Origin of the sequence: Cohaesibacter sp. CAU 1516 (assembly GCF_005771485.1) — a bacterium.
GTDB classification, from domain to species: Bacteria; Pseudomonadota; Alphaproteobacteria; order Rhizobiales; family Cohaesibacteraceae; genus Cohaesibacter; species Cohaesibacter intestini.
Window position 1 is genome coordinate 1,154,414 of sequence record NZ_VANT01000001.1, and the last position, 26,829, is coordinate 1,181,242.

Sequence of the window (26,829 nt, forward strand, 5' to 3'; positions counted from 1 at the left end):
AATGATTGCCAACTATTGGGTGGTTTGAGCGTCACGGAATTCCATGTCGTTTCATGGCAAATGAAATGATCGGCGTGCGAGTGCCGCCAGTTTGAAGGGTGAGACCAAAATGAGCGAAGCAGCAACCTCCTCAAGTTCCATCAAAGTGTCCCTTTTTGTTCTTTTCGTGCTGGCCTTGCTGGTTGGCTGGGGCTTTGCGATTGCCACCTTCGGCTATCCGGCGATCATTCTGCCAGCCTTGAGCCTGACCGCCATATCTCTGGTCTCGCTGGTGCTCGTGACCCACGGTCGATAAAGCCTCACTGATTGCATTCAGAAAGGCGCGTCCTTGGGGATGCGCCTTTTTTGTCGGGTCCGTGAGTGTCAGTCAGGCCGCGCGGTGCCGCGTGAGGCTTTCTGCCTCGTCATCCCATCGCCAATGGTCACTGGTGGTCAGTTCTGTGCCGCCCCACCAGCGATGCAGGCCGTTTTCTGACAGGAAGTCGGCCTTGCCAGCCAGCACGTCCTTGCCAAACTCGGTGATGTGGAGAGGCGAGGTGATGAACTCTTTGCGCTGTGGGCTGTCAGACAGGATCTGGGCCTTGAATTCCTGCGGCAGTCCGGTCAGGACCGGACGGGGGCAATATTGCAGGCCCGAAAGGATCTTGAAAAAGCTCATGTCGCCAAGGAAAATCGCTTCTTCCATATTCTGTACCTGTGCAAACAGCATGCCCGGGCGGGCGACGCCGCGATCAAGGCTGTAGAGAATCTGGCGCTCGGTACGAGACAGACCATCCGTGCCGGGCAGTTCCTGCAAGGCACGCAAAAAGGCCTGACCCATGAAGGGGAAGCCGGGGATCGGTTCCTGTCGGATTTTGTTGATCGCTTTGGGGCCAGCGTAAGCATAGGCGCGCCATGCGCGCGAGGCGAAGGCAAACATGCGGTCCAGCACCGGCAAGCCCAATTCCTCAAATCGACCAATATTGTCAGGGGTTTGCATGCCCAGATAGGTCGGAGCCTGAATGATGAAGACATTGTTGATCCGGCCAAAGCGGGACAGCATGTCGAGAATTTGCAGGATCTGCAGTTGGTCGTAGAGATCGTGCTCGAACCATAATTCAATCCGCTCGAAGCGGTTATGATCGCGCATCAGTGTCAGACGATCCTTGAAATCTTGCAGGATTTCTTTGGCCTGACTTTGGTCGTCTCCGGCAAGATACTTGCTGCGAATCAGCCCGAACAGATCGTCTTCGGCATCCGGGATCGGGCCTTCGTGCAAGACGTCACGCCATGGCAAAATGGTGTCTTCATAGCCAGCTTCGGCCAACAGGTCGGCGGCGCTGTCCCCATTGGTTATGATCAGTTTTGTCAAGGCTATCCCCATTTTTGCTGCAATGGATTGAATGATATGTGGCGCTCCAGAGGTCTTCAGATTGTGCCAATCGCCTCTGGTGGTTGGCTTTGGTTGCCTCTATCGTGCATTTCTTAAGAGCTCCGGTCCTAAGAGATCCGGGTAAGGATCAAGGCGATTCAAAACGTGCGTGCCTTTGTTTAATGTTGAAGCAGGTTTCCCCGGGAGGGTCAATGATCATTGCTGTGACAAACCGATTGGTTTTGCGCCGGTTCGAGCGGTCGGATGCATCCTTTCTTCTGGGGCTGCTGAATGAGCCGTCCTACCACGCCAATATTGGGGACAGGGGCATCAGAAGCGTTGCTGAGGCCGAGGACTATCTGCTGACCGTGTTGCAGCGTTCCTATCTGGAAAATGGCTTTGGACTCTATCTGGTTGAAACCCATGATGGCGTGCCCATTGGCATGAGCGGGTTGGTCAACAGGGAGGGACTAGAGGGGATTGATCTCGGCTATGCGTTGCTTCCATCCTTTTGGGGCAAAGGCTATGCGCGGGAAGCGTGTCTGGCGGTGATGCAGCATGCGCGGCAGGCCTGTGACCTGTCGGAATTGTTCGCCATCGTCTCAAGGCATAATGCCGCATCGGCCAAGCTGCTGTTGCGGTTGGATTTCGCCTTGATTGGGGATTTTCTTCATGTGGATTCCGGAGAGCGCCTTGATCTGTATCGTTGCAATCTTTTTCAAACCGATGAATAGAGGAGCGGTCTAGGGACTTGATTTGCCCAACTTTGTCCGGGTCGCATCGCTGAAAGCCGGTGCGACATACGATACAAACGGTCTACGACTAAAGCATAGTTTTGCACAGGTCGGACACGAAAAGGGCAAATGTTCGTTATGGGGCTGTCAAAATGCTCCTCTAGGCTCCGATTTGGCAAAAAAGATGCAATCTGCCCTAGGATTCTGTGACGATTTTCGATAGACAGCAAGCATCTGATTTCATTCAATCCATGCAAATTGAGGTATGAACATGACCGCAATTATCGACATCTTGGGTCGCGAGATCCTGGACAGCCGCGGCAACCCTACCGTTGAGGTGGACGTCGTTCTGGAAGACGGCTCTTTTGGCCGTGCAGCCGTTCCATCTGGCGCCTCCACCGGCGTGCACGAAGCGCACGAACTGCGTGACGGTGAAGAGCGTTATCTTGGCAAGGGTGTGACCAAGGCGGTCGAAGCTGTCAATGATGAAATCTTTGACGCTCTGGTTGGTCTCGATGCCGAGAACCAGATCCAGCTTGATCAGGTAATGATCGAACTCGACGGCACTGAAAACAAAGGTCGCATTGGCGCAAACGCCATTCTGGGTACCTCCATGGCTGTTGCCAAGGCTGCTGCTCAGGCTGCTGGCCTGCCGCTTTACCGCTATGTGGGCGGCATGAATGCTTGCACCCTGCCAGTTCCAATGATGAACATCATCAATGGCGGCGAGCATGCGGACAACCCGATCGACATTCAGGAATTCATGATCATGCCTGTGGGCGCTGACAGCATCGCTGAAGCCGTTCGCATGGGTGCCGAAGTTTTCCACTCCCTGAAAAAAGGTCTGCAGAAAGCCGGTCACAACACTGCTGTTGGTGACGAAGGTGGTTTTGCTCCAAACCTTGAATCCACCGAAGCAGCGCTTGATTTCATCATGCAGTCCATCAAGGATGCTGGTTACACGCCGGGTGAAGACATCTATCTCGCTCTGGATTGTGCTTCTTCCGAATTCTACGAAGATGGCAAATACAATCTCAAAGGCGAAGGCACCGTGCTTGATTCCGCTGGCATGGCTGACTATCTCGCAGCTCTGGTTGCCAAGTACCCGATCATCTCCATCGAAGACGGCATGGACGAAGACGATTGGGAAGGCTGGAAACTGCTGACCGAGAAAATCGGCGACAAATGCCAGCTGGTTGGCGACGATCTGTTCGTGACCAACTCTGCACGCCTGCGTGACGGCATTAAAATGGGTGTCGGCAACTCCATCCTCGTCAAAGTGAACCAGATTGGTTCCCTGACCGAGACTCTGGAAGCTGTCGAAATGGCTCATAAAGCCGGTTACACCGCTGTGATGTCTCACCGGTCCGGTGAAACCGAAGATGCGACCATCGCTGATCTTGCTGTTGCGACCAACTGCGGTCAGATCAAAACCGGTTCACTGTCTCGTTCCGACCGTTTGGCAAAATACAACCAGCTGATCCGCATTGAAGAAGAGCTTGGCCCAATGGCGAAATTCGCTGGCCGCTCGATCCTCAAAGGCTAATTGCTGGATTGAGCCGGGCTTTCGGGTTCAGCTGACAAGATTGAAACCGACGCATCCTGACGGGTGCGTCGGTTTTTTTGTGGATGCTTGCACTTCTGATGTTGGGCTTTTGGTGGTGACTACTTTTTTATTGTTGTTGCGGTCAAGGCGGACCGCTGAAAGTTTATCTGGGAAAAGCGCAATGCGTAGTTTGAGATGTGAATTGGAATTGATTGAGGGAATTGGGTTGGTTGTCTTGTGGGTGGTGCTGTCTTTCATCACCTTCGGTTTGGCATTGTTTGTCATGCCCTATTATTTGAACAAGGCACCAATCAACCGAACATTCGTGGTTGATGAGCATGGAAACAAAATCGGACGACTGTATGTCGATTTCACGCTTGCGCAAATTGTCGGGCATGCAGTGATTTGGTTGCTTTTGTCGATCGTAACCTTCGGGATTGCTTATATCGTCTATTGGTTCGCGGTTTTCCGCAAATTGCTCAATGCTTCGGTCATTCTGCCGATTGACGCACCAGTTTCTGTGTCCACACGTTAAGACAATCAGCCTGTCCGAACTGGAAGAGCCGTGTTCCCTTGAGGGGCTCGTGGGTCTTGTTGGGCGGGCTTTTTTGTGTGTCTTATCCTTCTCCTTCGCTCATTTTGCGGAAGAGATAGGAAATCACTGTTTCAAAGAACATCCACACGATGCGGGCAAACAGGACATAGAGGGCAAAGGCAAGCTTGTCATCGATCTTCAACAGCTCATACCATTTGGCATAATCCATGATGAAGGGCTGTGTCTCCAGCCAGTCGACGGCCTGACGGGTGGAAAGGTGGACCTGCCGGTAGATATCTTCGCGATAAAGAAAGCAATAGATATAGAGCGCTGTGCCAAGAATGATGCCAATGGCCAAGCGCCAAGCGCCTGCCAGAGTTTGCTTCAATGCGACCCACAACAGCATGTCTTTCCCCTTTTTCGTCCCTTGGCGTGCCAAAGAGACCTTAGGCGAAGACAGGCGGGCTGTCAGGCCTTTTTACAGTCATTCCGGTCGATCCTGTTTAGAATCATCGAAATCAGCTCTGAGAGGGCGTCTCGGGCCGCCAGCGTTGCATCAGGTCGCCGACCGGGAGGCCGCAAAGCGACAGCAGGCGCGCTGCATTCTGGCGGGCAAGCTCGGTGATGCTTTGTGGTTTGAGATAATAGGCGGGCAGGGGCGGGGCAATGATGCCGCCCATCTGGGTGACCATCTGCATGGCTTGCAGGTGGCCCAGATGCAGCGGGCTTTCGCGGACGGCCAAAACGAGCGTGCGGCGTTCTTTCAGCATCACATCGGCGGCACGGATCGACAGGCGGTCGGTCTGACTGTGCGCCACGGCTGACAGGCTGCGCACCGAGCAGGGAACGATCAGTAGGGCGTCCAGCGGGTTGGAGCCGCTGGCGATGGAGGCGGTCAGGTCACGATCATCATGGAGATGATCTGGCAGGCTTTCGAGCAGTGCCTGTTCGTGTGACTCAAGCTCCAAAGAGGCGGTCTGGCGGCCACCGTCGGTGAGGATGGCGTGGATCTGAAGCGTTGGATCTGTCTCTGCCAGCTGGCGCAGGAGCTTGAGGCTTTCAAGTGCCAGAACCGATCCGGATGCGCCAGAAACCACGATGCCGATTTTCTTTTTGGTGGGATTGGTCATGGCTGCCTCACTGTTTTTTCGCATGGATGGAGGCAAGCAGGTCATCGACCTTGGTGCAGATCTCGTCATCCATCCGCATCTCTGCCCCCCATTCGCGGTCAGTCTCGGTGCCGATCTTGTCGGTTGCGTCGATGCCGAGCTTGCCGGAAAGGCCTTCGCGGATCGAGGCGAAATCGAGATAATCCATCGGGGTGTTGTCGATGGTCAACAGATCACGTGACGGATCCATCTTGGTGGCGACCGCCCACATGACGTCGGCCCAGTTGCGGGCATTGATGTGTTTGTCGACGATGATGATCAGTTTCGTCATGTTGAATTGCGGCAGCATGGACCACATGCCCATCATCACCCGACGGGCCTGTCCGGCATAGCGCTTGTCGATGGCGATGACGGCAATGCGATAGGAGGCGGCTTCTGGTGGCAGCCAGCAATCGGTGACCTCGGGGAAGACCTGCTGGACCAGCGGCATGAAGACATCATTCATCGCTTCAGAAATAACCGAGGGTTCGTCCGGTGCGCGGCCAGTATAGGTGGAGAGATAAATCGGCTCATGGCGGCGGGTGACAGCAGTGACCGTCATCAGGGGGAAGGGTTCGACTGCATTATAATAGCCGGTATGATCGCCATAGGGGCCTTCGGGGCGGGTTTCGGTTGCCGAGACAGTGCCCTCGATGATGATTTCCGCATTGGCGGGCACCAGCAGCGGCTGGGTCTTGGCCCTGACCAATTGGGTTGGCTTGCCCCGGAATAGACCGGAAAATTGTGCTTCGCTCAGTGTTTCGGGGATGGGTGTGACAGCGCCCATGATGGTCGCAGGGTCTGCGCCAATGGCTATGGCGATGGGCATGTCTTCGCCCTGTTGGTGCCATGAGCGGAAATGGGCGGCGCCACCGCGATTTTCCAGCCAGCGCACCAAAGCCTGATTGCGGCTGACTTGCTGCATGCGATAGACGCCCCAATTATAGTGTTTGATATCGTCCGTCTGTTTGTCATGCGGACGGGTAATGACAATCGGCCATGTGATCAGAGGGGCTGGTTCGCCGGGCCAGCAGGTCTGGATTGGTAAGCGATCAAGATTGATGGCGTCGCCGGTGTCGACCACTTCTTGCGAAAAGGCGGCGGACTGGATCTTGCCGCGCAGGCTGGTGGCGGCTTTGAGCAACGGTGAAATGGCTCCCAGCAATTCCGAGCGGGTCGGCGGCTGGGGTTGGCGCAGATAGGCCAGAAATTGTCCCAGCTCCAGTAAGGCATCCCTTTCGCAGCCCAAGGCCCATGCGACCCGTTCCACGGTGCCGAACAGATTGAGCAGGACAGGCATGTCGCTCGGTGCGCCATTGCTGCAGATGGGATGCTCCAGCAACAGGGCGGGGCCGTCCTGCTCCATGATCCGGCGTTGTAGCTGGGTGGCTTCCAGCTTCATGGAGACCGGTTCACTGATCCGCAGGAGTTGCCCTTTCTTCTCGCAAAAGCGCATGAAATCCCGCAAGTCGGTGAAGGCAGGGAGTGTGCGGCTGTAAAGAGGCATGATCGGGCCTTGTGATGAGGGACCGGGAAGTGGATGGATGTCGACCTTTCCGGTGGGATCGATTGAGGAGGCTGAGTAGAAGCAGCAAAGGACATTGTGAGCCGAAATGAGCGCTCTGTCTGGCATCGCATTGTTGATCGCATATTCCCATGACCAAGATCAAATGAAGGGGCGATGTGGTGGTCGGCTCACTTTGTCCTGATGAATGGGCAATGTTCCTAAGCTAATTTGTCTGGCTGTGCCGCTTTGATTCAGTTTTGTAAATCAATCGTTAACTGATTGAATTTATTAAGTTTTCATATACCAAAAATGTCTGCAATTCTGAGATTTGGACGGGAAATGAAAGCGTTTGTTAACGCTAGGAGGCGTAAAAAGAGACTGTATCGAGCAGAAAGGGTTTTGCGTACTGCTCGATAAGCCGATTAGTTAGGGTGTACGGCATGGCTACTCGCCAGAGACGAAATTCAGTGCTGCGTCAATTGATGCTGCCGATCAGCTTTCTGTTGATTCTTGCGTATTTTGTGTTTCACGCGTTGCATGGCGGGTATGGGGTTTATTCCCTGACGGCCATGAAGGCGCGTGCGGATGGACTGGAAGCTGATCTGCATGCCTTGCGGCTGGTGCGTGAATCGCGTGAGCATCGCATCGCGTTGTTTCGTCGTGAGACTCTCGATCCTGACATGATGGAAGAGCGGGCCCGTGCCAATATGAATGTCGCGCATCCTGATGAGATTGTCATTTTGACAAATTAACTTGAATTCGGTTTACGAAGTTCAGTTAACTGAAAATCAGTTAAAATAAAATTCCATAGAAATGTCAATAATATGAAGCGTTATTTTAGGTGCTTAATAGCGACTATGACGCAATTGCGGTGCGTGCATTTCTAAGTTATGGTGCGCTCAAGGAAACGCTTGAGGGAGCACCAGCATGGCAGCATCCGGAACAAGTGCCACCAAGAAGACGGTGGCCAAAGGGTCTCGTACCCAAGTTAATCGTACCATTGTTGAGTTTGATAAGGAACAGGAGCTTCACGCCTATCGTGAAATGCTGATGGTTCGCCGTTTTGAGGAAAAGGCTGGCCAGATGTATGGCATGGGGCTGATCGGCGGTTTCTGTCACCTTTATATCGGTCAGGAAGCGGTCGTTGTCGGCATGCAGATGGCCACCAAGGATGGCGATCAGGTTGTCACTTCCTATCGCGACCATGGCCACATGCTGGCCTGCGGAATGGATCCTAAAGGCGTAATGGCGGAGTTGACCGGACGCAAGGGTGGCTATTCCAAGGGCAAGGGCGGCTCGATGCACATGTTCAGCCGCGAGAAGAATTTCTTCGGCGGCCACGGCATCGTCGGTGCTCAGGTCTCTATCGGCACTGGTCTTGCCTTCAACAACTATTATCTTGGCAATGACAATGTCTCGCTGATCTATTTCGGTGATGGCGCGTCAAACCAGGGTCAGGTCTATGAGAGCTTCAATATGGCCAAGCTCTGGAACCTGCCAGCCATCTATATCATTGAAAACAACAAATATGGCATGGGGACCTCGGTTGAGCGGTCTTCTTCCAACACCGACCTTTCCCAGCGCGGTGCCTCTTTTGGTATTCCGGGTGAACAGGTTGACGGGATGGACGTGCGTGCTGTTCTTGCTGCCGCCGAGCGGGCTGTTGAATGGGCGCGTGAAGGCAAAGGGCCTTACATCCTCGAAATGCTGACCTATCGCTATCGCGGTCACTCCATGTCGGACCCGGCGAAATATCGCTCCAAGGAAGAAGTGCAGAAGATGCGCAACGACCATGATCCGATCGAGCAGGTGCGTGCGCGTCTGATTGATGCCGGGATGGCGACCGAGGACGAGCTGAAATCCATCGACAAGGATATTCGTGCGGTCGTTTCCGAAGCCGCCGAGTTTGCCCAGAACGATCCCGAGCCGGATGTGTCCGAGCTGTGGACCGATATTTACGTTGAAGGGTAAGAGGTAGAGATTATGCCAATCCAAGTTTTGATGCCTGCTCTGTCTCCAACCATGGAAGAGGGCAATCTGGCCAAGTGGCTCAAGAATGAAGGTGATGCGGTTGCCATTGGTGACGTGATTGCCGAAATCGAAACCGACAAGGCGACGATGGAAGTCGAAGCGGTTGAAGAAGGCACGCTCGGCAAGATCGTGGTGCCGGAAGGCTCGCAAGGGGTGAAGGTCAACAGCCTGATCGCCTTGATCCTCGAAGAGGGCGAAGACGAGTCTGCTCTCAATGATGCCGCTGTTGAAGCGCCTGCGGCGCCAGCTTCGCAAGAAGCCACGCCTGCCGAGAGCGTCCCTGCCGAAGCTGCCAAGCCAGCGCCAGTGACCGTGCCGGATGTCGAGGAAGAGCCAGAAGTGCCGGAAGGCACACCCATGAAAACCCAGACTGTACGCGAAGCATTGCGCGACGGCATGGCGGAAGAAATGCGCAAGGATGACCGTGTCTTTGTCATGGGTGAAGAAGTGGCGCAATATCAGGGTGCCTACAAAATTACCCAGGGCATGCTGGACGAATTTGGTCCGAAACGCGTGATTGATACACCGATCACCGAGCACGGCTTCACCGGTCTTGCAGCCGGGGCCGCGATGGCGGGTCTGCGTCCAATCGTTGAGTTCATGACCTTCAACTTCGCCCTGCAGGCGATGGACCACATCATCAACTCTTCTGCCAAGACGCTTTACATGTCCGGTGGCCAGATCACCAACCCGATTGTCTTCCGTGGTGCCAACGGGGCTGCTGCACGCGTCGGTGCCCAGCATAGTCAGGATTTCTCTGCATGGTATTCGTCCGTGCCCGGTCTGGTGGTTGTTCAGCCATACACCGCCGCTGACTATAAGGGTCTGATCAAGTCTGCCATCCAGTCCGACAGCCCGGTGGTCTTCCTCGAAAACGAGATCCTTTACGGTCACAGCTTCGATGTGCCGGATCTGGAAGATCACGCTGTGCCGCTCGGTAAAGCGCGCATTGCCCGCCGCGGCAATGACGTGACCATCATTTCCTTCGGGATCGGCATGACCTATGCGCTGGGTGCGGCTGAAGAGCTGGCCAAAGAAGGCATCGATGCTGAAGTGATCGATTTGCGGACCGTTCGTCCGCTGGACATGGACACGGTGCTGCGTTCCGTCATCAAGACCGGTCGCTGTGTGACCGTCGAGGAAGGCTGGCCGCAATGCTCGATTTCCTCGGAGCTTGGTTTCCGGATCATGGAACAGGCCTTCGACTATCTGGATGCACCGGTCGCGCGCGTCACGGGTAAAGACGTGCCAATGCCCTATGCTGCCAACCTCGAAAAGCTGGCCCTGCCAAGCATTGCCGAGGTGATTGATGCTGTCAAAGCCGTAACCTACGCCTGAGGGAGAGTGATATGCCTGTAACGATTACGATGCCGGCCCTTTCCCCGACCATGGAAAGCGGCAATCTGGCCAAATGGCTGGTGAAGGAAGGCGATGAGGTTTCTGCCGGTGATGTGATTGCCGAAATTGAAACCGACAAGGCGACCATGGAAGTGGAAGCCGTTGATGAAGGCGTGATTGGCAAGATTCTGGTCGAAGCCGGTTCTGCTGATGTCTCCGTGAATGCACCGATTGCGATTCTGCTTGAGGAAGGCGAAGACGCTTCTGCCATCGATGAGGCTCCTGCTGCCGCTCCGGCCCCGGCGGCAGCCCCTGCTGAAGAGGCTTCGAAAGCTGAGGTAGCGCCTGCGGCTCCTGCTGCTGACGTCTCTGCTGGTCCTGTGGCAACTTCGGCTGATGGCAACCGGATTTTCTCCTCGCCATTGGCCCGTCGTCTGGCCAAGATCAATGATCTGGATCTGGCGAAGATTGAAGGCACCGGTCCACGCGGTCGTATCGTCAAGCGCGACATTGATGCGGCTCTTGAAGCTGGCACTGCGGGTGCGTCTGCTTCGGCTCCAGCGGCCGACAAAGCAGCGTCCGCCGATGCTGCTCCAGCTCCTGCCAAGTCTGCACCAAGTGGCCCAAGCGATGATGCCATCAAGGCGCTTTATGAAGAGGGGACTTACGAGGAAGTGCCGCATAGTGGCATGCGCAAGGTTGTGGCAAGTCGCCTGACCGAAGCCAAGCAGACCGTGCCGCATTTCTATCTCGAAATGGATGTGGAGCTCGACGCTCTGCTCGCCCTGCGTGGTCAGATCAATGGCGAAGCGCCGCTTGATGCGGATGGCAAGCCAATGTTCAAGCTGTCGGTCAATGACTTCATCATCAAGGCGATGGCAATGGCGCTGCAGAAGGTGCCAATGGCCAATGCCACCTGGACCGAAGGCTCACGTCTGTTGCACAAGCATTCCGATGTTGGTGTTGCGGTTGCGGTGGAAGATGGTCTCTTCACACCGGTCATTCGCAAGGCTGAACAGAAGGCCTTGTCTGCCATTTCCAATGAAATGAAAGACTATGCCGCCCGCGCCCGTAACAAGAAGCTTCTGCCAGAAGAATATCAGGGTGGCACCACGGCTGTGTCCAACCTTGGCATGTTTGGCGTCAAGAACTTCTCTGCGGTGATCAACCCGCCGCATGGCACGATCATTGCCATTGGTGCTGGTGAAAAACGTCCGGTGATCAAGGATGGCGCGGTGGCTGTTGCCAACGTCATGTCCGTGACCCTGTCGTGCGATCACCGGGTCGTTGACGGTGCTCTTGGTGCCCAGCTTCTCGCGGCCTTCAAGGCCTATATCGAGAAGCCAATGAGCATGTTGGTCTGATACCGGCATCCCTGAAAGACACACATTGTCCGGGCCGCAGCCTCTGCGACCCGGTTCTCCCGGCGCAAAGGTAGGTTAGCGGCGTCCGCTCGCCAATTGTCGGGATTGCGGAAGGCGTCTCAGTCTGAGCATCGAGATAATTCCGAAGATCGGGCCCGCCACCAGCGGTGTGAAGGCCCAATGCCAACCAACCAGGGCGATCCAATGGGGCATGAGTTGAACAGAGACAAGCGCAAGGGAAAAGCCGATTGCTGTCTGCATGGTCAGCATCGTGCCGCGATTTTCCGGCTTGGACAATTCGCCCACGGCGGTGGAGAATTGCGCACTGTCCGGCGAGACCGTTGCGCCCCAGAGAATGGCAACCAGAACCACCAGGAAGACCGGGCCGCCAAAGAGTGGGCCGATGATCAGGCTGCAGGTGCCGCTGGCCGCGAGCACCACACTGGTCATCAGGGTGCGGCCGACCTTATCGGCAATGCGTCCGCCCCAAATGGAACCCGGCGCGCCTGCAGCCAGCGTGAAGAAGGCAACAAGCGAGGCCCATTTGCCGGGATTGTCGATGCCGCTCACCTCGAAGCTGGCACCCAGATAGAGCACAATCCAGGTCCACATGGCATAGACCTCCCACATATGGCCGAAATAACCAAAGTTGGCGAGGCGGATGGGTTTGTTGGTCAGGGCCTCAAAGGCAAGGCCGAGTTTGAATTTCGGGCTTTTGGCAAAGTTGGGGCCGATGGCGACCAGCATCACCGACAAGCCGCCAACGGCGGATATGATGCTGGTGGCAGACAGCACCGCGCGCCAGTCGACATCGCCCCAATAGGCGATGATGTGTGGGGAGGCCGATCCGATCATCAGCGAGCCGACCAGCATGCCGACCAGCATGCCTGCGTCGCCTTTGGCCCAGCTCATGGCGATTTTCATGCCCACCGGATAAACCCCCGCAATCACTGCGCCGGTCAGCAGGCGCAAGAAGATCGACAGACTGGTGCCCGGTTCCACATGCAAGAAGGCGAAGTTGGCGAGCGCGCCAGCCACCGCGCAAATGGCATAGAGCAAGCGTGGATCAGTGCGATCCGCAAGCCCGAGGGCAGCGCTGATCAGGCAACCAAGGACAAAGCCCGCCTGTACGGACGAGGACAAGAGCGCGACATCACCGCCGCTCAGAGCAAATTCCTTGGCAAGGCTTGGGGCCACGGCGGACGCCGAAAACCACAGGGACAATACGGCAACCTGACTGAGACACAACAAGGCCAGAGAACGGGATTTGATGGACAGCAATGTCATGGTTCGTCCTGTCTTGATGGGGCGGGAAGCGGCAGGCTAGCAGCTGCGTGAGCGGCTGTAATTTGGCCATCCGTTTAACAATGTAGGATATGGCGCGGGCAGGGTGGCCTGTTGGCGTGACGAAAGATGGAATGACAGCATGCTTTGGCGGTTGTGCGGGCATGCGCAAGAGATGCAAGAGGGGCGGATCGGATCCGCTGCGAAGACTTACAGTAGAGGAACCTCAGGAATGGCACAAAATGAATTTGACGTGATCATCGTCGGCTCTGGCCCGGGGGGCTATGTGACCGCGATCCGCGCTTCCCAGCTTGGTTTGAAAACCGCGATCGTCGAGAAGAATGATCTTGGTGGCATCTGCCTGAACTGGGGCTGTATCCCGACCAAGGCGTTGCTGCGGTCGGCCGAGATCTATCACTATATGCAGCATGCCAAGGATTATGGCCTGTCGGCAGACGGCATCAGCTTCGATTTGCAGAAAGTGGTCGAACGGTCCCGTGGAGTGTCCAAACAGCTGAATAATGGCGTTGGCTTCCTGATGAAGAAGAACAAGGTCACCGTTATCAAGGGGGCTGCTGTGCTGGAAGGCAAGGGAGCAATCAAGGTGACTGGAGATGATGCTGGCACTTACAAGGCGCCGCATATTATTCTGGCCACTGGTGCCCGTCCGCGCGTTCTGCCGGGTCTTGAGCCGGACAAGAAGCTGATCTGGACCTATTTTGATGCCCTGAAGCCGGACATCATGCCAAAGAGCCTGCTGGTTGTTGGCTCGGGTGCCATTGGTATTGAGTTTGCCAGCTTCTATCGCACGATGGGTGCCGAGGTGACTGTGGTGGAAATGCTGCCGAAGATCCTGCCTGTGGAAGATGATGAAATTTCCGGCATGGCGCGTAAGGCTTTGGAAAAGCAGGGCATCAAGATCTTGACGGAAGCCAAGGTGGCCAGCGTCACCAAGGGCGGCGACAATGTGGTTGCCAAGGTTGAGAAAAAAGGTGGCAAGACTGAAACCATCAAGGCAGATCGTTTGATCTCCGCTGTTGGTGTGGTGGGCAATGTCGAAAATCTTGGCCTTGAGAAGCTTGGGGTGAAAACCGACCGTGGTTGCATCGTGATTGATGGCTATGGGCGGACCAATGTTGAAGGCATCTATGCGATTGGCGATGTCGCCGGTCCTCCGATGCTGGCGCATAAGGCCGAGCATGAGGGCGTGGTCTGTATCGAGGCAATCGCTGGCAAAAAACCGCATCCGATGGATAAGAGCAAGATCCCGGGCTGTACCTATTGCCATCCGCAGGTCTCCTCCGTTGGCCTCACCGAACAGGCCTGCAAGGAAAAAGGCCTTGATGTCCGCGTTGGTCGCTTCCCGTTCATCGCCAACGGCAAGGCCATTGCCCTCGGGGAGCCGGAAGGCATGGTCAAGACCATCTTCGACAAAAAGACCGGCCAGCTGCTGGGCGCGCACATGATTGGCGCGGAAGTGACCGAGCTCATTCAGGGATTCTGTGTCGCCATGGGTCTGGAGACCACGGAAGAAGAATTGATGCACACCATCTTCCCGCATCCGACCCTTTCGGAAATGATGCCGGAATCGGTGCGTGATGCTTATGGCATGATGATCCAGTCCTAAGCCGACATTGTCTCTCTGGAGAGATGATGGCTTCGTCTGCCGTGTCGGACATCGGGGTCGGGAAGCCGACCTCGAGGGCGTGCTTTTCCTTGAAGATGGCCAATAAGATGCTATTTATGGGAAGGGGCGCAATTGGTTCGGGCTCTGATCGAAGTCAGTCAGGGGTTTGACTGGCTAAAGATATCATCCGGTGGGCAAGGCCCAAGGATGCAAAGCGTGAGAGAGGCGAAAATATGGGGTTTATCGGTTGGATCATTGTCGGCATCGTAGCCGGTTTTATTGCTGAGAAAGTCACGAAGTCCAATCACGGGCTTGTGACCAATTTGATTGTTGGTCTTGTTGGGGCATTTGTGGGTGGTTTCATTGCCAGCCGCTTTCACATTTCATTCGTGCAGAATGCCTTGCTGGATACAACCATCATTGCGACGCTGGGGGCGATCCTGGTGTTGTTCATCTATCAAAAAGTTCGAAGCTAACCGGCTTGACCGTGTGAAGGCGGTCAGATACAGCAGGTCAGTTTCTTGAAAAGCGGGATGGCGAGGAAGAGTGAATGGTCACCATCATTGATACGGTTTCCGAAAATGCAGGCGCACCGGCTCCAGCGGCTCCGCGTCCACGCCATCCTGAAAAGGCCCATCGGCCTGACAATCCGATCCAACGCAAGCCAAGCTGGATCCGTGTGAAAGCGCCGGGATCTCCCACCTATAAAGAGACCCGCGCGATCGTCAAAGAAAACAATCTCGTCACGGTCTGTGAAGAGGCTGGCTGCCCGAATATGGGGGAATGCTGGTCGCACAAACATGCGAGCTTCATGATTATGGGTGAGATCTGCACCCGTGCCTGCGCTTTTTGCAATGTGTCCACCGGCATGCCCGGTGCGCTGGACCCCAAAGAGCCGGAAAATACCGGTCGGGCCGTGGCGCAGATGGGGCTTAAGCATGTGGTGATCACCTCCGTTGACCGGGATGATCTCGACGATGGCGGCGCTCAGCATTTTGCCGATGTCATTCACGCCATTCGCGAAGCATCGCCCGAGACCACCATCGAGGTTCTGACGCCTGACTTCCTGCGCAAGGAAGGGGCCCTTGAAACAGTGGTTGCGGCCAAGCCGGACGTGTTCAACCACAATCTGGAAACCGTGCCGTCCAATTATCTCAAGGTCCGTCCCGGTGCCCGCTATTTCCATTCAATCCGTCTGTTGCAGCAGGTGAAGGAAATCGATCCGACCATGTTCACCAAGTCCGGTATCATGGTGGGCCTTGGGGAAGAGCGCAACGAAGTGCTTCAGTTGATGGATGATCTCCGAGTTGCCGACGTCGACTTCCTGACCATCGGTCAGTATCTTCAGCCAACCAAGAAACATCATCCGGTGATGTCCTTTGTCACGCCGGAAGAGTTCAAAGGCTATGAGACCATCGCCTATACCAAGGGCTTCATGCTGGTGTCGGCCAATCCGTTGACCCGTTCGTCGCATCATGCAGGCGAGGATTTTGCCAAACTGAAAGCCGCTCGGCTTGCCAAACTCGGACGCTGAGTGAGGACAATACCCACTCATGCCGAAGTTTGAGACCCGCCAGACGGTTCAGCATTCCGCCCAGCAGATGTTTGATCTGGTCGCCGATATTCGTCGCTATCCGGAATTTGTCCCTTTGTGCAAGAGCCTGCATGTCCGCGGTGAGAAGGTGACTGCGGATGGTGCTATCATGGTCGCCGACATGACGGTGGCCTACAAGATGGTGCAAGAAAGCTTCACCTCGAAGGTGACAGTCAAGCCCCAGACCCATCAGATTCTGGTGGAGTATCTCGACGGGCCCTTCAAGCATCTGGAAAATCGCTGGACCTTTGAGCCGGTTGAGGGGCGGGATGATCAGTCGGTGATCGTTTTTTATATCGATTACGAGTTCCGCAGCCGCATGCTGGCAGGTTTGATGGGGGCCATGTTTGACAAGGCCTTTCATAAATTCTCAACGGCCTTTGAGAAGCGGGCCGATCTGATTTACGGCTAACGCCTTCTTTTTGTCTTTCCATATGAAGTTCGTCATGACGGTCAACCTTTGTATGTTGGTTGCCAAACGGTCATGCGTTGCACAAAAGACACGGATTACAAGAAAGTAATTCGTTAACCATGTTGCTTCATGGTTTCTGCCCGGCTTCAGCCACATTATGCTGACAAATTGGGATCACGGGACACAGGCGCGACGCCGGAGGTTGCTTCCAGAAACAGTCTTGCAGACGGACTCAGGAAGCGCCCCCGACACTGCCAAAACAGACCTCAGACAGATCTGAGCAGGCAGGTCAGAGACAGACCATCGCCGTTTACCACGTCAGACACTTTCGTCGTTTCGTCAAACTATCGACATGATTGGAAGACAAGTCAGGCGCAAACGCGATTGGGATGTCCGTTGTCTGTGACACCCATGAGACAGGGAGCCGCACCACGCGGACGAAAGCAATGAAGCAGGTCCGATATGAGGCCAGCTCAACAGAATGGTGAAGCGTTCGGTGATTAACATGAACGGGATGCACGGCAAATGGCTGAGCAGGGCATGTGCCTTGGCCATGACTGCGCTTGTCGCAGGCATTGTGTCAACGCCGGGTTCTGCCTTTGATCCTCGCACGATGCTGCAAGGTGGCGCGAAACCGGATGATGCTTTCCGGTTCGGTGCTCAGGCCTATCAGTTCGGCGATAAGACCACGGCTGTCGATGCGCTGACCTATGCGGCGCATAATGGGCATATGGTTTCTCAGTGGAAGCTGGGGCGGATGTATGCAGAAGGGGATGGCGTGTCGAAAGATCAGGCACGGGCATTCGATCTGTTCAATGGCATTGTGGCCCAGCATGGCGACGCGCGACCCGGTTCGATCGAGGCGCGCTATGTGTCCAACGCTTTTGTCAAACTCAGTGAGTTTCTCAAAGTCGGTATCAAGAGCAAGGTGCGGCCTGATCGCGAGAAGGCACACGAAATCCTGCAATATGCCGCGTCCTATTTCCGTGACCCTGATGCTCAGTATCACCTGGCCTTGTCCTATCTGGATCAAGGCAATGGCAAGACCAATCCACGTCAGGCTGCCCGCTGGTTGAACAAGGCTGCGCGTAAGGGACATATCAAGGCTCAATTGCAGCTGGGTGATCTGTTGCTTGAAGGGGAAAAAGTGCCTCGCCAACCGGTCAATGGCCTGAAATGGCTGACCATTGCGCGGCTGCTTGATTCCGGCAATCCTGTGGTGCTGGACCGTCAGGAAGCCGCCTTTGCTTTGGCTGATGACACAACGCGCAAGAAAGCCGTGGTCATGGCCGAAGAATGGGTTTATGGCGGCAAACGCTAAACCCGGCAGAGATTAGTCTACAAAAAAAGCGGATCCGAAACGGTCCGCTTTTTTTGTTGGTCTTTTATGGGCGCGCTCTATTGCGGTGTGCAATCGAGCGTCAGCATCACCGGGACATGGTCGGATGGTTTTTCCCAATCTCGGGTGTCTTTTTGAATGATGCAGCCCTTGAGATGATTGGCTGCTTCTGGCGACATCAAATGATGGTCAATGCGGATGCCGTGATTGCGTGGCCATGCACCGGCCTGATAATCCCAGAAGGAATAAAGATGCGGGGTTGCATTGCAGGCGCGGAAGGCTTCAGTCAGACCAAGGGCCTTCAACTCACGGAACAATTCCAGCGTCTCGGTGCGATAGAGCGCATCGCCCCACCATGCCTCATGGTCGTGGACATCGTCGGCCGTCGGGATGACATTATAGTCACCGGACAGGATAAAGGCTTCTTCCAGCTCGAGCCGGTTCCGGCTCCAATCGATCAGACGGCGCATCCAGTTGAGCTTGTATGGATATTTGTCGGTATCGACCGGATTGCCGTTTGGCAGATACAGGCTGACGACCCGCAAGGGGCCCTTGTCGGTTGCCAAAACGCCTTCGATAAAGCGGGCCTGCTCATCGCTGTCATCGCCGGGCAGGCCGCGATTGACTTCCTCAAAGGGTGTGCGGGACAGCAAGGCCACGCCATTGAAGCTCTTCTGGCCATGCGTTTCGACATTGTAGCCAAGCGCCTCGATCTCGCCACGCGGAAAAGCCTCATCAACCGACTTGATTTCCTGCAGGCAGGCAATGTCCGGTTGTTCCTCTTCCAGCCAGCGCAGGAGGTTGGGGTGACGGGCCTTGATGCCGTTGATGTTCCAGGTTGCGATGCGCATGGAGTTTGCCTTTGCCCGTCCGGGCGATAAATCTTTTACGAGGGGATGATTGCGCGTTTCAGAGCGCGAAACTGGTACCGCAGCCGCAGGAGGCGGTGGCCAGCGGGTTCTTGATCTGGAAAGCCTGTCCCATGATGTCGTCAACGAAGTCGACCTCGGATCCTTCCATATATTGCTGGGTCATTGGATCAATCAGAACCACAGCGCCGTCGCGCTCAATGACAAGATCGTCCCCTTCCTTCTGGGTGACAAGATCATAATTATACTGAAAACCCGAGCAGCCACCGCCGGAGACGGAAATACGCAGCATCGAGCCTTCCTGCTCCTTGGAAAGGATGAAGGCGATTCGGCGAATGGCACTATCGGTGACTGTGATGGTTTGTGACATGGAAAAGTGTCCCGTTTTGCTCTTCTGGTTCGTGGTGGTGGAGAAGTGGGCCGACATGGCCCCGATCCTCAATCACTTGCCTAGAAGAGTGATGTGTCTTCTGTGGATGGACCAATTTGGTCAGACATTCACACAGTGTTCGAGTTACCCTGATAGTTAAGGCAGGCTGGGCTTAAGTCAATGGTCTTGGCGCGTGGCTTGCGAATTGTTGAATGCAAAATGGATGATAATATGTCGGCAATGATCGGTTTCGGTGCGCAGCCCAGAGCTGTCTATGCGGTTCAACCGCTGGAAAGCAGGGGGCGTCTGGTCCCGGAAGCAGACAGCCCGACGCGGACGCCGTTTCAGCGGGATCGTGACCGGGTCATTCATTCCTCGGCCTTTCGTCGGCTCAAACACAAGACACAGGTCTTTCTTTATCACGAAGGCGATTTGCACAGGACCCGTCTGACCCATACGATCGAAGTCAGTCAGATTGCCCGTTCCATTGCCCGTGCCTTGTCGGTCGATGAGGATCTGGCCGAAGCCCTGGCTCTGTCTCATGATCTGGGGCACACGCCATTTGGTCATGCGGGGGAGCGGGCGCTGGATGATTTGATGCAGCCTTATGGGGGCTTTGATCACAATGCCCAATCCTTGCGGGTGGTCACTGAGCTGGAGCGGCATTATGCCGACTATGACGGGCTCAATCTCAGTTGGGAAACCCTTGAAGGGCTGGTGAAGCATAACGGCCCGCTGACGGATCTGGCAGGCAACGGCATTGGCCATTACGCCGATGGTCTGCCATTTGGCATTCGTGTCTATGCGGAGCAGCAGGATCTGATGCTGTGGTCCCATGCCAGCATCGAGGCGCAGGCGGCTGCCGTGGCTGACGACATTGCCTATAACACCCATGACATCGATGATGGCTTGCGGGCCGGGTTGATTTCGCTGGATGACTTAAACGATGTGCCGTTGGCGGGGGAGGCGCTGCGCGAGGTGCGGACACGCTATCCGGGGCTGGAAGAGCCGCGGGTGGTGCATGAGATTGTTCGCCGCCTGATTACGCGCTTGGTGGAAGATGTCATCAAGACCTCGATGGCCAATCTCGAACAGATTGCGCCCGGTGATGTGGAGGCTGTGCGCCGAGCGGGGCAGACCATTGTCTGTTTCTCCGAGGACATGGCCAAGGCGGAGGCCGGAATCAAGCGGTTTCTGTTTGAACGGGTTTATCGAGATCCGCATGTGATGCAGGTGATGGGCAATGCGGAACAGGTGCTGCGCGATCTGTTCACCTACCACATGACCGGTCCTGAGACCTTGCCGCAGGAATGGCGCTATGGGCTGGATGATTGCGACCAGGAGGTGTTTGCCCGACGGGTGGCGGACTATATGGCAGGGATGACGGATCGGTTTGCCATTTTGGAGCATCTGCGATTGTTTGACGTCACCCCGGATTTGCGCTAGAGCGTAGCCGAACCCTTGAAAGAACAGGGACAGAGCCGCTTGACGGCTTGATGCGAGCAAGCTGTTCCTCACCGGGCTTGATCTGAACAGGTCAAGTGTCGTGAGACATGCCCTTGTCCCTTGGACGCTTTGAAAGAAACGGACGATGCAGTCGAGCCGTGCGCCGAACAGGTTGGCGCCGGGCTGCGGTCCATCAAGACATCAGACTGGAAATGAAATGAACGTCTTTACGCTGTTTACCGAACGGGTTGTTGCTGCTGTTGGCAAGACGGATCTTGCGGCACGCGATGGGGCGGTGCTTGATCTGTCACGGGTCAATGTGGAACCGCCGCGCGATGCGTCCCACGGTGATCTGGCGACCAATGCTGCCATGGTTTTGGCAAAGCAGGTGGGCATGAAGCCGCGCGACGTGGCGAACAAGATTGTCGATGCTCTGGTGGAAGATGGCGACATTGCCAAAGCAGATGTCGCGGGGCCGGGCTTTATCAATCTGACCCTGTCTGACGATTTCTGGCGCAGCGTGGTGCGTACCATTGTCGAGAGCGGCGTTGACTTTGGCCGCGGCGATCTGGGGCAGGGTGCCAAGATCAATGTCGAATATGTCTCTGCCAACCCGACCGGCCCGATGCATGTGGGCCATACGCGTGGCGCGGTGCTGGGTGACTGTATTGCAAATCTGCTGGACTTTGCCGGTTATGATGTGTGTCGTGAATATTACATCAATGATGCAGGTGCGCAGGTCGACGTGCTCGCTCGCTCTGCCTATTTGCGCTATTGCGAAGCGCTGGGCGAAGAAATCGGCGATATCCCCGAAGGGCTTTATCCCGGCGACTATCTTGTGCCGGTCGGAGAGGCTCTGGCCAAGGCGCATGGCGACAAGCTGAAACAAGCTTCAGAAGAAGAATGGCTGCCGCTGGTGCGGGCCTTCACCGTCGACAAGATGATGGACATGATTCGCGGCGACCTTGAGGCACTGAATGTCAAACATGACGTCTTCTTCTCCGAACGCAGCCTCATTCACGGCGAGCATGATCGGGTGAAGGAAGCCATCGACTGGTTGACGGGCAAGGGGCAGGTCTATGTCGGCACATTGCCGCCACCAAAAGGCCAGTTGCCGGATGATTGGGAAGATCGCGAACAGACCCTGTTCCGCTCTACCGACTTTGGCGATGATATCGATCGGCCGCTGAAGAAATCGGACGGCTCAAACACCTATTTCGCCAACGACATTGCCTATCACTTTGACAAGTTCAAACGTGGCTATGCCCAACAGGTTGATATTCTGGGGGCTGACCATGGTGGCTATGTGAAACGCCTCAAGGCAGCCGTTGCGGCGATCACCGAAGGCAAGGGTGGACTGGATGTCAAAATCTGCCAGCTGGTCAACCTGATGCGCGATGGCGAACAGCTGAAAATGTCCAAGCGGTCCGGAAATTTCATCACCTTGCGCGACGTGGTCGAGGAAGTGGGGTGCGATGCGGTGCGCTTCATGATGATGTACCGTAAGTCCGAAGTGACCATCGACTTCGACTTTGCCAAGGTGACCGAGCAGAGCAAGGACAATCCGGTCTTTTATGTGCAATATGCGCATGCCCGGACGGCATCGATCTTCCGTCAGGCAGCAACCGAGATTCCGAATCTGTCAGTTGCTCAGGCTGATCTTGCAAAAGCCGATCTGAGCGCCCTTGAGGACGAAGTTGAACTGGCCCTTATTCGCAAGCTGTCTGAATTTCCACGTATTGCAGCAGGTGCTGCTGAAACACAAGAGCCCCACAGGGTGGCTTTTTACCTGTATGATCTTGCCGGATATTTCCATTCTGTGTGGAACAAAGGCAAGGAAATGCCGCAATTACGCTTTATTAACGCTAAAGATGAAAAGATGACTCAAGCGCGCTTGGCTCTTGTTCAAGCTGTTGCGACCGTCATTGCTACGGGCCTCAGCTTGCTTGGTGTGACGGCACCAGAAGAAATGCGATAATGTCGCCTCGGACCCAGTTCCAGACAAGCTTTGCCAGGCATTACGAGTGAAGAGTATGATTATAAAGGCAAATCGTCATGTCTGATACCAATGACAAGAAGCCCATTCCGCCGATTCCAGGCTGGCCCTCCTCCAACGAGCAGGGGCAGCCTAAACCCGATGCGGGACAGGCGATAGAGGATCCACTCGCTGAGCTGGATCGAATCGTCAATCAGGACTTCGATTTTGCAGCATCCCCGAAAGGGCAGCCTGCGGCAGTTTCCCAAGAAGAATTGCGAGAGCTCGAACAGGAGCTGATCCGCGAGTTGCGTTTGCAGCAAGGGCTTGATGCGGCCTCCCGTCCATCTGAGCCGGTGGCCGAGCGCGAGCCGGATCCAATAACGCGTCCACATCCTCTGGCTCGGCAAGTACCGCAAGCTTCGGCACCGCAAGCTTCGGCGCCGCAAGCGCCACAGCCTGCGTCCGTACCGTCTCAGGATTTCTCTGCAGGTTTGCGCGGGTCCCAGCCAGAAAGCTTCGAGATGCCAAAAACGGCCGAAGAAAAACCGGCTGCGCAGCCTGAAGATGCTCCACTTGCGCCGCCGGTTGCGGCGTCGCCACGATATGAGCCAACCCCTGCAGCTTCTGATGCGCCAGCGGCTCCCACTGCAGCTGAGCGGCGTGCACCCAGTCTTGATGACTGGAGCAGCCTGATCCGGGGTGGTTCGACCGAGAGCCCTGCTGAGCGTCCTGCGGCTCCGGCCGTTTCGGCGCGTGATGCGGACGATGTGGCGACCAGTGGCAGCTATGGCCAATTGAGACGTCCGTCCCAGCGGGAAGCGGCTCCAAGCTATCAGTCGAGGGAACCTGTGCGAGAGGAAAATCCCGCAGATCCAATGAGCGGGTTCCGTCCGGGGCAAGCCGCACCAGATTCCGTTTCCCTTGACCGGTCTGCCCGTCAGACACGGCAAGAGGAACAGGCCTCCTGGTCACAGCCTGCGCGGGAAAGTGCACCTGACTATCCTTCTGCCGCTCCGCAGGAGCCTGAGAGCTATGTGCACCAGCCCGTGCCTGAGGTGCGTGCGCCTGTTGCCAGCGACCCGGCCAGTGATCCGTTTGCTGCGTTCAATCAGGCTCCGGCTCAGCCGTCTTCGCATTATCCCGATCCGATGCTCGACCGTGCACCTGTTGCACCAGCGGTTGATGTGAGTGGTCGCGAGCATGGCTATTCCAGCTATCCCGATCAGCAGCCTCAGGAGGCTGGCTATGAAAACGGGTATCAGGATCAGGACGCGCATTATCAGCAACAGCCTTATGCCCAGTCCGATGCCTATGCTGCGCAGCAAGGTGGATATGCTGCCCCTAATGATTATCCAATGGCATCCGGCCCACATGGGACGTATGCAGATCCGGGTGTTGCTCAGGCTGCGGCTGAAAGCTCTCCGTATTTGGGGGATGAGGATTATTCTGCCCTCGGTCCTGACATGACCACCGCCCAGCCTCCCAAACAGCAGAAATCACGCAAAGGTTTGATCACTGCTTTGGCCGCGGTGGGTGTGATTGCCGTTGGTGGTCTGATCGCCTGGGGCTTTGGTCAGAGCGATTCAGACAGCACCGAAACCCCTGTGGTCGAGGCCAATACCGGTCCGGTCAAGGAAGTTCCCGATGATCCGGGTGGCAAAGTGATCCCGAATCAGAATGCTGCCGTTTACGACCGCATCGATGGCACCAAGAGTGACGAAGGACCGAGCACCCTGATGCCGGCAACCGAAAAACCACTGGCACTGACCCGCGATGGTCAGGCTCCACGGGTTATTTCACTGTCAGGTGGTGAAACCAACGTTGCCCAGAACGGGGATACGGATGCATCAACCAATCCGGTGCGGCCCAAAGAGGTGCGGACTGTTGTGGTACGTCCCGATGGCACCATTGTCACGGCAAATTCCGGTGACACGGCCAACCAGACTCAAGCGCCATCCGTTGACCAGCAATTGCTGAACCAGACCCCGTCCGAGCAGGCGATGAACTCGACCTTCAACAACGGGATCGAACAAGGTGGCCTTCTGCAAGGGACCGATGCCAACGCCAACACCAACACAGATGCAAATGTGAATGATGCAGGCAATGCGGCAACTGGACTGCCGCTGCCACGCGCCAAGCCGGATGAACTGGTGGCTTTGCAGCAGGCTGCACAGGCCGCAGCACCGGCTCAGCCGGTGGCTCAGCAACCTGCAAGCAACAGCCCGACGCTTCTGGTGCCGCAAAGCACTCCGGCGCAGCCAGTGCCACCTCGGCCGGTTGCTCAAGCCAACAATGACTCGCTTGGCGGATATACCGTTCAGATCACCTCGCAGCGGACGCCGGATCAGGCACGGGCAAGCTTTGCCAACATTCAGGCTCGCCTGCCAATCCTCAATGGCTATCAGCCGGACATCAAAGAAGCCAATCTGGGTGATCGTGGCACCTTCTATCGGGTGCGGGTTGGCCAGTTTGGAGACCGTGCCGGGGCAACTGCTTTCTGTCAAAGCATCAAGAATGCTGGCGGCGACTGTCTGGTTGCCACTCGATAAGACGGGCTGTCTGAGACTAAGAGAAAACCCGGCCTATGTGCCGGGTTTTTTGGTTATCCTCTTGGTTGTGCCGGGATAAGGGGGTAGTCTTTTGCATGAAAGAGACTGCTACAACCATGCTTGCCCGCGTGCCCATACGATTTGCAGCGTAAGGCTGCAGGAACGATCCAATGTCGGTCACAGACGATGAAATCAATGCACCTTCCTCAGACGCCTCTTCAGAGGCGGCGGATTCTGTCGCAGCCGATGATGACGCAGACAAATGGGCGGACATGGCGGGCATCAATCTGGTGCAGAAGGCAGGTGTCGGCGAAGAGGCACTGATTGTTGATGTCGAGGGCTTTGAAGGCCCCCTTGATTTCTTGTTGGCATTGGCGCGGCAACAGAAGCTGGACCTGACCAAGATTTCGATGCTGGCATTGGCTGAACAATATCTGTTGTTCATTGAACAGGCGCGGCAACTGCGTCTGGAACTGGCGGCGGATTATCTGGTGATGGCGGCTTGGCTGGCCTATCTCAAGTCGCGGCTTCTTATTCCGCAAGTGGATGAGGGCGACGAGCCCAGCGGGGAAGAATTGGCGGCGATGCTTGCCTTTCGTTTGCGTAAACTGGAGGCGATGCGCAAGGCGGCGGGTGCGTTGATGGAGCGGCAGCAATTGGGCAAGGACTTTTTCCTGCGGGGACAGCCAGAAGATATGTCGCTGAACCGCAAGATCCATTTTTCGGCCTCTCTTTATGACTTGTTGACGTCCTATGCGGCCTTGCGGCAACGGCAATCGGTCTCGTTGGTCCATGTGCGTAAGCGGCAGGTCTGGTCCTTGCAGGAAGCGCGGGATGTCCTGACCCGACTGGTCGGGCTGCAGCCGGACTGGACGCCGGTTGACGTGATCCTCAAGAGCTATCTGCAAATGACCGACATTAAGGTGACCGCGATGGCCAGCTCTTTTGCGGCCTCGCTGGAGCTGGTGCGTGAAGGTAAGCTCGAGCTGAAGCAAACAGATGCCTTTGGCACCATTTATATTCGTACTCCGAGGAAGGCACGATGATGCAAGACGATGGCATGCTGCCGGATTTTGGCGATTTTGAACAGGATCCCGACCTGTCAGCGCTGGCGGCTGAAGCGCGGTTGCAGCTCAAGCGCATGCTGGAGGCGTTGCTGTTTGCCAGCGTCGAGCCAATGAGCATCGGTGAGATTGCACTCAGAATGCCGGACAATCTCGATGTGCGATCTTTGCTCAGGCAGGTGCAGCAGGACTATGCGGAGCGTGGGGTCAATCTGATTGAGGTCGAGGGAAAATGGTTGTTCCGTACCGCAAAAGATCTGGGCTTCCTGATGCAGGCCGAATCAATCGAGCCGCGTAAATTGTCCCGTGCGGCGCTCGAAACCCTTGCCATCATTGCCTATCATCAGCCGGTGACGCGGGCGGAGATCGAACAGATCCGGGGTGTGTCGACAGTGCGAGGGACACTGGACGTATTGTTGCAGACCGAATGGATCCGGGTGCGGGGACGGCGGAAATCGCCAGGCCGTCCGGTGACTTTTGGCACCAGCGACCGGTTTCTGGTCCATTTCGATTTGACCACGATTCAGGATTTGCCGGGGCTGGAAGAATTGAAGGGGGCGGGCATGATTGATTCCGCACTCCCGCCTGCATTCTCGATGCCGACGCCCGATGACAATGAGGATCTTGCGGAGGATGAAGATCCACTTGATGCTGATGAGGCCGAGGCATTGGAGGCCGTCGCACTTGAGGATGAGTGACCACGTTGTGGTTGCCCTGCTTTTGGATATAAGTGTTTCAATCAA

At 55.9% G+C, this 26,829-nt stretch carries 25 protein-coding genes; 18 read left to right on the plus strand and 7 right to left on the minus strand.

Annotation, left to right across the window (positions count from 1 at the left end; translation table 11 throughout):
* The first annotated feature begins 109 nt into the window (after positions 1-109).
* Complete coding sequence (locus FDK21_RS05300) at positions 110-295, plus strand: hypothetical protein (RefSeq protein WP_138147715.1); 186 nt, start codon at positions 110-112, stop codon at positions 293-295.
* A 72-nt stretch (positions 296-367) separates the two neighbouring features.
* Here FDK21_RS05300 and FDK21_RS05305 read toward each other — a convergent pair whose 3' ends face one another.
* Complete coding sequence (locus tag FDK21_RS05305; protein WP_157967587.1) at positions 368-1,351, minus strand: DUF1835 domain-containing protein; 984 nt, start codon at positions 1,349-1,351, stop codon at positions 368-370.
* A 212-nt stretch (positions 1,352-1,563) separates the two neighbouring features.
* Between FDK21_RS05305 and FDK21_RS05310 the strand changes: the two genes are divergently transcribed.
* The 3 genes from FDK21_RS05310 to FDK21_RS05320 all read left to right on the plus strand — a co-directional run bounded on the left by FDK21_RS05310 (position 1,564) and on the right by FDK21_RS05320 (position 4,166).
* Positions 1,564-2,085, plus strand: coding sequence for a GNAT family N-acetyltransferase (locus tag FDK21_RS05310; protein ID WP_157967586.1), 522 nt, complete (start codon positions 1,564-1,566; stop codon positions 2,083-2,085).
* Between the two features lie 271 nt (positions 2,086-2,356).
* Entirely contained in the window at positions 2,357-3,631 is a 1,275-nt protein-coding gene (gene eno, locus FDK21_RS05315) for a phosphopyruvate hydratase (protein WP_114009636.1), read from the plus strand.
* A gap of 40 nt (positions 3,632-3,671) precedes the next feature.
* Entirely contained in the window at positions 3,672-4,166 is a 495-nt protein-coding gene (locus FDK21_RS05320) for a DUF6693 family protein (RefSeq protein WP_138147716.1), read from the plus strand.
* An 82-nt stretch (positions 4,167-4,248) separates the two neighbouring features.
* On the opposite strand, the gene FDK21_RS05325 is transcribed toward FDK21_RS05320, so the two are convergent.
* The 3 genes from FDK21_RS05325 to FDK21_RS05335 form a co-directional block, all read right to left on the minus strand.
* The gene (locus tag FDK21_RS05325; RefSeq protein ID WP_138147717.1) at positions 4,249-4,572 is read right to left on the minus strand and encodes a hypothetical protein; all 324 of its coding nucleotides are present in this window, start codon (positions 4,570-4,572) and stop codon (positions 4,249-4,251) included.
* 112 nt (positions 4,573-4,684) lie between these two features.
* Positions 4,685-5,296 (minus strand): UbiX family flavin prenyltransferase, encoded by a 612-nt coding sequence (locus FDK21_RS05330; protein ID WP_171021951.1) that lies wholly within the window; start codon positions 5,294-5,296, stop codon positions 4,685-4,687.
* A gap of 7 nt (positions 5,297-5,303) precedes the next feature.
* Positions 5,304-6,821 (minus strand): UbiD family decarboxylase, encoded by a 1,518-nt coding sequence (locus FDK21_RS05335; RefSeq protein ID WP_138147719.1) that lies wholly within the window; start codon positions 6,819-6,821, stop codon positions 5,304-5,306.
* 440 nt (positions 6,822-7,261) lie between these two features.
* Between FDK21_RS05335 and FDK21_RS05340 the strand changes: the two genes are divergently transcribed.
* The 4 genes from FDK21_RS05340 to FDK21_RS05355 all read left to right on the plus strand — a co-directional run bounded on the left by FDK21_RS05340 (position 7,262) and on the right by FDK21_RS05355 (position 11,554).
* Positions 7,262-7,573 (plus strand): septum formation initiator family protein, encoded by a 312-nt coding sequence (locus FDK21_RS05340; RefSeq protein WP_114008795.1) that lies wholly within the window; start codon positions 7,262-7,264, stop codon positions 7,571-7,573.
* A 175-nt stretch (positions 7,574-7,748) separates the two neighbouring features.
* Positions 7,749-8,792 (plus strand): pyruvate dehydrogenase (acetyl-transferring) E1 component subunit alpha, encoded by a 1,044-nt coding sequence (gene pdhA, locus FDK21_RS05345; protein ID WP_114008793.1) that lies wholly within the window; start codon positions 7,749-7,751, stop codon positions 8,790-8,792.
* Positions 8,793-8,804: 12 nt separating this feature from the next.
* Complete coding sequence (locus FDK21_RS05350; RefSeq protein ID WP_114008792.1) at positions 8,805-10,190, plus strand: pyruvate dehydrogenase complex E1 component subunit beta; 1,386 nt, start codon at positions 8,805-8,807, stop codon at positions 10,188-10,190.
* Between the two features lie 11 nt (positions 10,191-10,201).
* Positions 10,202-11,554, plus strand: a complete 1,353-nt coding sequence (locus FDK21_RS05355; protein WP_138147720.1) for a pyruvate dehydrogenase complex dihydrolipoamide acetyltransferase — start codon at positions 10,202-10,204, stop codon at positions 11,552-11,554.
* A gap of 75 nt (positions 11,555-11,629) precedes the next feature.
* Here the strand turns inward: FDK21_RS05355 and FDK21_RS05360 are convergent, their stop codons facing one another.
* Complete coding sequence (locus FDK21_RS05360; RefSeq protein ID WP_138147721.1) at positions 11,630-12,841, minus strand: MFS transporter; 1,212 nt, start codon at positions 12,839-12,841, stop codon at positions 11,630-11,632.
* Between the two features lie 229 nt (positions 12,842-13,070).
* Here FDK21_RS05360 and lpdA point away from each other — a divergent pair, with 229 nt between their 5' ends.
* From lpdA to FDK21_RS05385, 5 genes are all read left to right on the plus strand, one after another.
* Entirely contained in the window at positions 13,071-14,465 is a 1,395-nt protein-coding gene (gene lpdA / locus FDK21_RS05365; RefSeq protein WP_114008788.1) for a dihydrolipoyl dehydrogenase, read from the plus strand.
* A gap of 233 nt (positions 14,466-14,698) precedes the next feature.
* On the plus strand, positions 14,699-14,941 hold the full coding sequence (locus tag FDK21_RS05370; RefSeq protein ID WP_114008787.1) for a GlsB/YeaQ/YmgE family stress response membrane protein: 243 nt from the start codon (positions 14,699-14,701) through the stop codon (positions 14,939-14,941).
* Between the two features lie 74 nt (positions 14,942-15,015).
* Entirely contained in the window at positions 15,016-15,999 is a 984-nt protein-coding gene (gene lipA, locus FDK21_RS05375) for a lipoyl synthase (protein WP_138147722.1), read from the plus strand.
* A gap of 19 nt (positions 16,000-16,018) precedes the next feature.
* Positions 16,019-16,471: an SRPBCC family protein gene (locus tag FDK21_RS05380; protein WP_138147723.1), complete on the plus strand. Its 453-nt coding sequence runs from the start codon at positions 16,019-16,021 to the stop codon at positions 16,469-16,471.
* 553 nt (positions 16,472-17,024) lie between these two features.
* Entirely contained in the window at positions 17,025-17,792 is a 768-nt protein-coding gene (locus FDK21_RS05385) for a tetratricopeptide repeat protein (protein WP_171021952.1), read from the plus strand.
* 77 nt (positions 17,793-17,869) lie between these two features.
* Here FDK21_RS05385 and xth read toward each other — a convergent pair whose 3' ends face one another.
* Positions 17,870-18,661 (minus strand): exodeoxyribonuclease III, encoded by a 792-nt coding sequence (gene xth, locus FDK21_RS05390; RefSeq protein WP_138147724.1) that lies wholly within the window; start codon positions 18,659-18,661, stop codon positions 17,870-17,872.
* Between the two features lie 58 nt (positions 18,662-18,719).
* Positions 18,720-19,049 carry an iron-sulfur cluster insertion protein ErpA gene (gene erpA, locus FDK21_RS05395; RefSeq protein ID WP_114009635.1) on the minus strand — a complete coding sequence of 110 codons (330 nt, stop codon included), beginning with the start codon at positions 19,047-19,049 and terminating at the stop codon, positions 18,720-18,722.
* Between the two features lie 231 nt (positions 19,050-19,280).
* On the opposite strand from erpA, the gene FDK21_RS05400 reads away from it, so the two are divergent.
* The 5 genes from FDK21_RS05400 to scpB all read left to right on the plus strand — a co-directional run bounded on the left by FDK21_RS05400 (position 19,281) and on the right by scpB (position 26,784).
* Positions 19,281-20,495 carry a deoxyguanosinetriphosphate triphosphohydrolase gene (locus FDK21_RS05400; protein WP_138147725.1) on the plus strand — a complete coding sequence of 405 codons (1,215 nt, stop codon included), beginning with the start codon at positions 19,281-19,283 and terminating at the stop codon, positions 20,493-20,495.
* A 217-nt stretch (positions 20,496-20,712) separates the two neighbouring features.
* Positions 20,713-22,473: an arginine--tRNA ligase gene (gene argS, locus FDK21_RS05405; protein WP_138147726.1), complete on the plus strand. Its 1,761-nt coding sequence runs from the start codon at positions 20,713-20,715 to the stop codon at positions 22,471-22,473.
* Positions 22,474-22,550: 77 nt separating this feature from the next.
* Complete coding sequence (locus FDK21_RS05410) at positions 22,551-25,022, plus strand: SPOR domain-containing protein (protein WP_138147727.1); 2,472 nt, start codon at positions 22,551-22,553, stop codon at positions 25,020-25,022.
* A 272-nt stretch (positions 25,023-25,294) separates the two neighbouring features.
* Positions 25,295-26,068 (plus strand): ScpA family protein, encoded by a 774-nt coding sequence (locus FDK21_RS05415; protein WP_138147959.1) that lies wholly within the window; start codon positions 25,295-25,297, stop codon positions 26,066-26,068.
* A complete protein-coding gene (gene scpB / locus FDK21_RS05420; RefSeq protein ID WP_245418389.1) occupies positions 26,065-26,784 on the plus strand; it encodes an SMC-Scp complex subunit ScpB in 720 nt (239 codons plus the stop codon). The genes FDK21_RS05415 and scpB overlap by 4 nt, the downstream gene beginning before the upstream one ends.
* Positions 26,785-26,829 lie beyond the last annotated feature (45 nt).

What these genes read in the sequence shown, in the direction of transcription:
- xth (WP_138147724.1), bottom strand. Translation starts at nt 18,661, where the DNA reads ATGCGCATCGCAACCTGGAACATCAACGGCATCAAGGCCCGTCACCCC.
- FDK21_RS05340 (WP_114008795.1), top strand. Translation starts at nt 7,262, where the DNA reads ATGGCTACTCGCCAGAGACGAAATTCAGTGCTGCGTCAATTGATGCTG.
- FDK21_RS05370 (WP_114008787.1), top strand. Translation starts at nt 14,699, where the DNA reads ATGGGGTTTATCGGTTGGATCATTGTCGGCATCGTAGCCGGTTTTATT.
- FDK21_RS05350 (WP_114008792.1), top strand. Translation starts at nt 8,805, where the DNA reads ATGCCAATCCAAGTTTTGATGCCTGCTCTGTCTCCAACCATGGAAGAG.
- FDK21_RS05415 (WP_138147959.1), top strand. Translation starts at nt 25,295, where the DNA reads ATGGCGGGCATCAATCTGGTGCAGAAGGCAGGTGTCGGCGAAGAGGCA.
- FDK21_RS05325 (WP_138147717.1), bottom strand. Translation starts at nt 4,572, where the DNA reads ATGCTGTTGTGGGTCGCATTGAAGCAAACTCTGGCAGGCGCTTGGCGC.
- FDK21_RS05380 (WP_138147723.1), top strand. Translation starts at nt 16,019, where the DNA reads ATGCCGAAGTTTGAGACCCGCCAGACGGTTCAGCATTCCGCCCAGCAG.
- eno (WP_114009636.1), top strand. Translation starts at nt 2,357, where the DNA reads ATGACCGCAATTATCGACATCTTGGGTCGCGAGATCCTGGACAGCCGC.
- FDK21_RS05400 (WP_138147725.1), top strand. Translation starts at nt 19,281, where the DNA reads ATGTCGGCAATGATCGGTTTCGGTGCGCAGCCCAGAGCTGTCTATGCG.
- FDK21_RS05300 (WP_138147715.1), top strand. Translation starts at nt 110, where the DNA reads ATGAGCGAAGCAGCAACCTCCTCAAGTTCCATCAAAGTGTCCCTTTTT.
- lipA (WP_138147722.1), top strand. Translation starts at nt 15,016, where the DNA reads ATGGTCACCATCATTGATACGGTTTCCGAAAATGCAGGCGCACCGGCT.
- FDK21_RS05355 (WP_138147720.1), top strand. Translation starts at nt 10,202, where the DNA reads ATGCCTGTAACGATTACGATGCCGGCCCTTTCCCCGACCATGGAAAGC.
- FDK21_RS05330 (WP_171021951.1), bottom strand. Translation starts at nt 5,296, where the DNA reads ATGACCAATCCCACCAAAAAGAAAATCGGCATCGTGGTTTCTGGCGCA.
- FDK21_RS05410 (WP_138147727.1), top strand. Translation starts at nt 22,551, where the DNA reads ATGTCTGATACCAATGACAAGAAGCCCATTCCGCCGATTCCAGGCTGG.
- pdhA (WP_114008793.1), top strand. Translation starts at nt 7,749, where the DNA reads ATGGCAGCATCCGGAACAAGTGCCACCAAGAAGACGGTGGCCAAAGGG.
- FDK21_RS05335 (WP_138147719.1), bottom strand. Translation starts at nt 6,821, where the DNA reads ATGCCTCTTTACAGCCGCACACTCCCTGCCTTCACCGACTTGCGGGAT.
- FDK21_RS05360 (WP_138147721.1), bottom strand. Translation starts at nt 12,841, where the DNA reads ATGACATTGCTGTCCATCAAATCCCGTTCTCTGGCCTTGTTGTGTCTC.
- FDK21_RS05310 (WP_157967586.1), top strand. Translation starts at nt 1,564, where the DNA reads ATGATCATTGCTGTGACAAACCGATTGGTTTTGCGCCGGTTCGAGCGG.
- FDK21_RS05385 (WP_171021952.1), top strand. Translation starts at nt 17,025, where the DNA reads ATGACTGCGCTTGTCGCAGGCATTGTGTCAACGCCGGGTTCTGCCTTT.
- scpB (WP_245418389.1), top strand. Translation starts at nt 26,065, where the DNA reads ATGATGCAAGACGATGGCATGCTGCCGGATTTTGGCGATTTTGAACAG.
- erpA (WP_114009635.1), bottom strand. Translation starts at nt 19,049, where the DNA reads ATGTCACAAACCATCACAGTCACCGATAGTGCCATTCGCCGAATCGCC.
- argS (WP_138147726.1), top strand. Translation starts at nt 20,713, where the DNA reads ATGAACGTCTTTACGCTGTTTACCGAACGGGTTGTTGCTGCTGTTGGC.
- lpdA (WP_114008788.1), top strand. Translation starts at nt 13,071, where the DNA reads ATGGCACAAAATGAATTTGACGTGATCATCGTCGGCTCTGGCCCGGGG.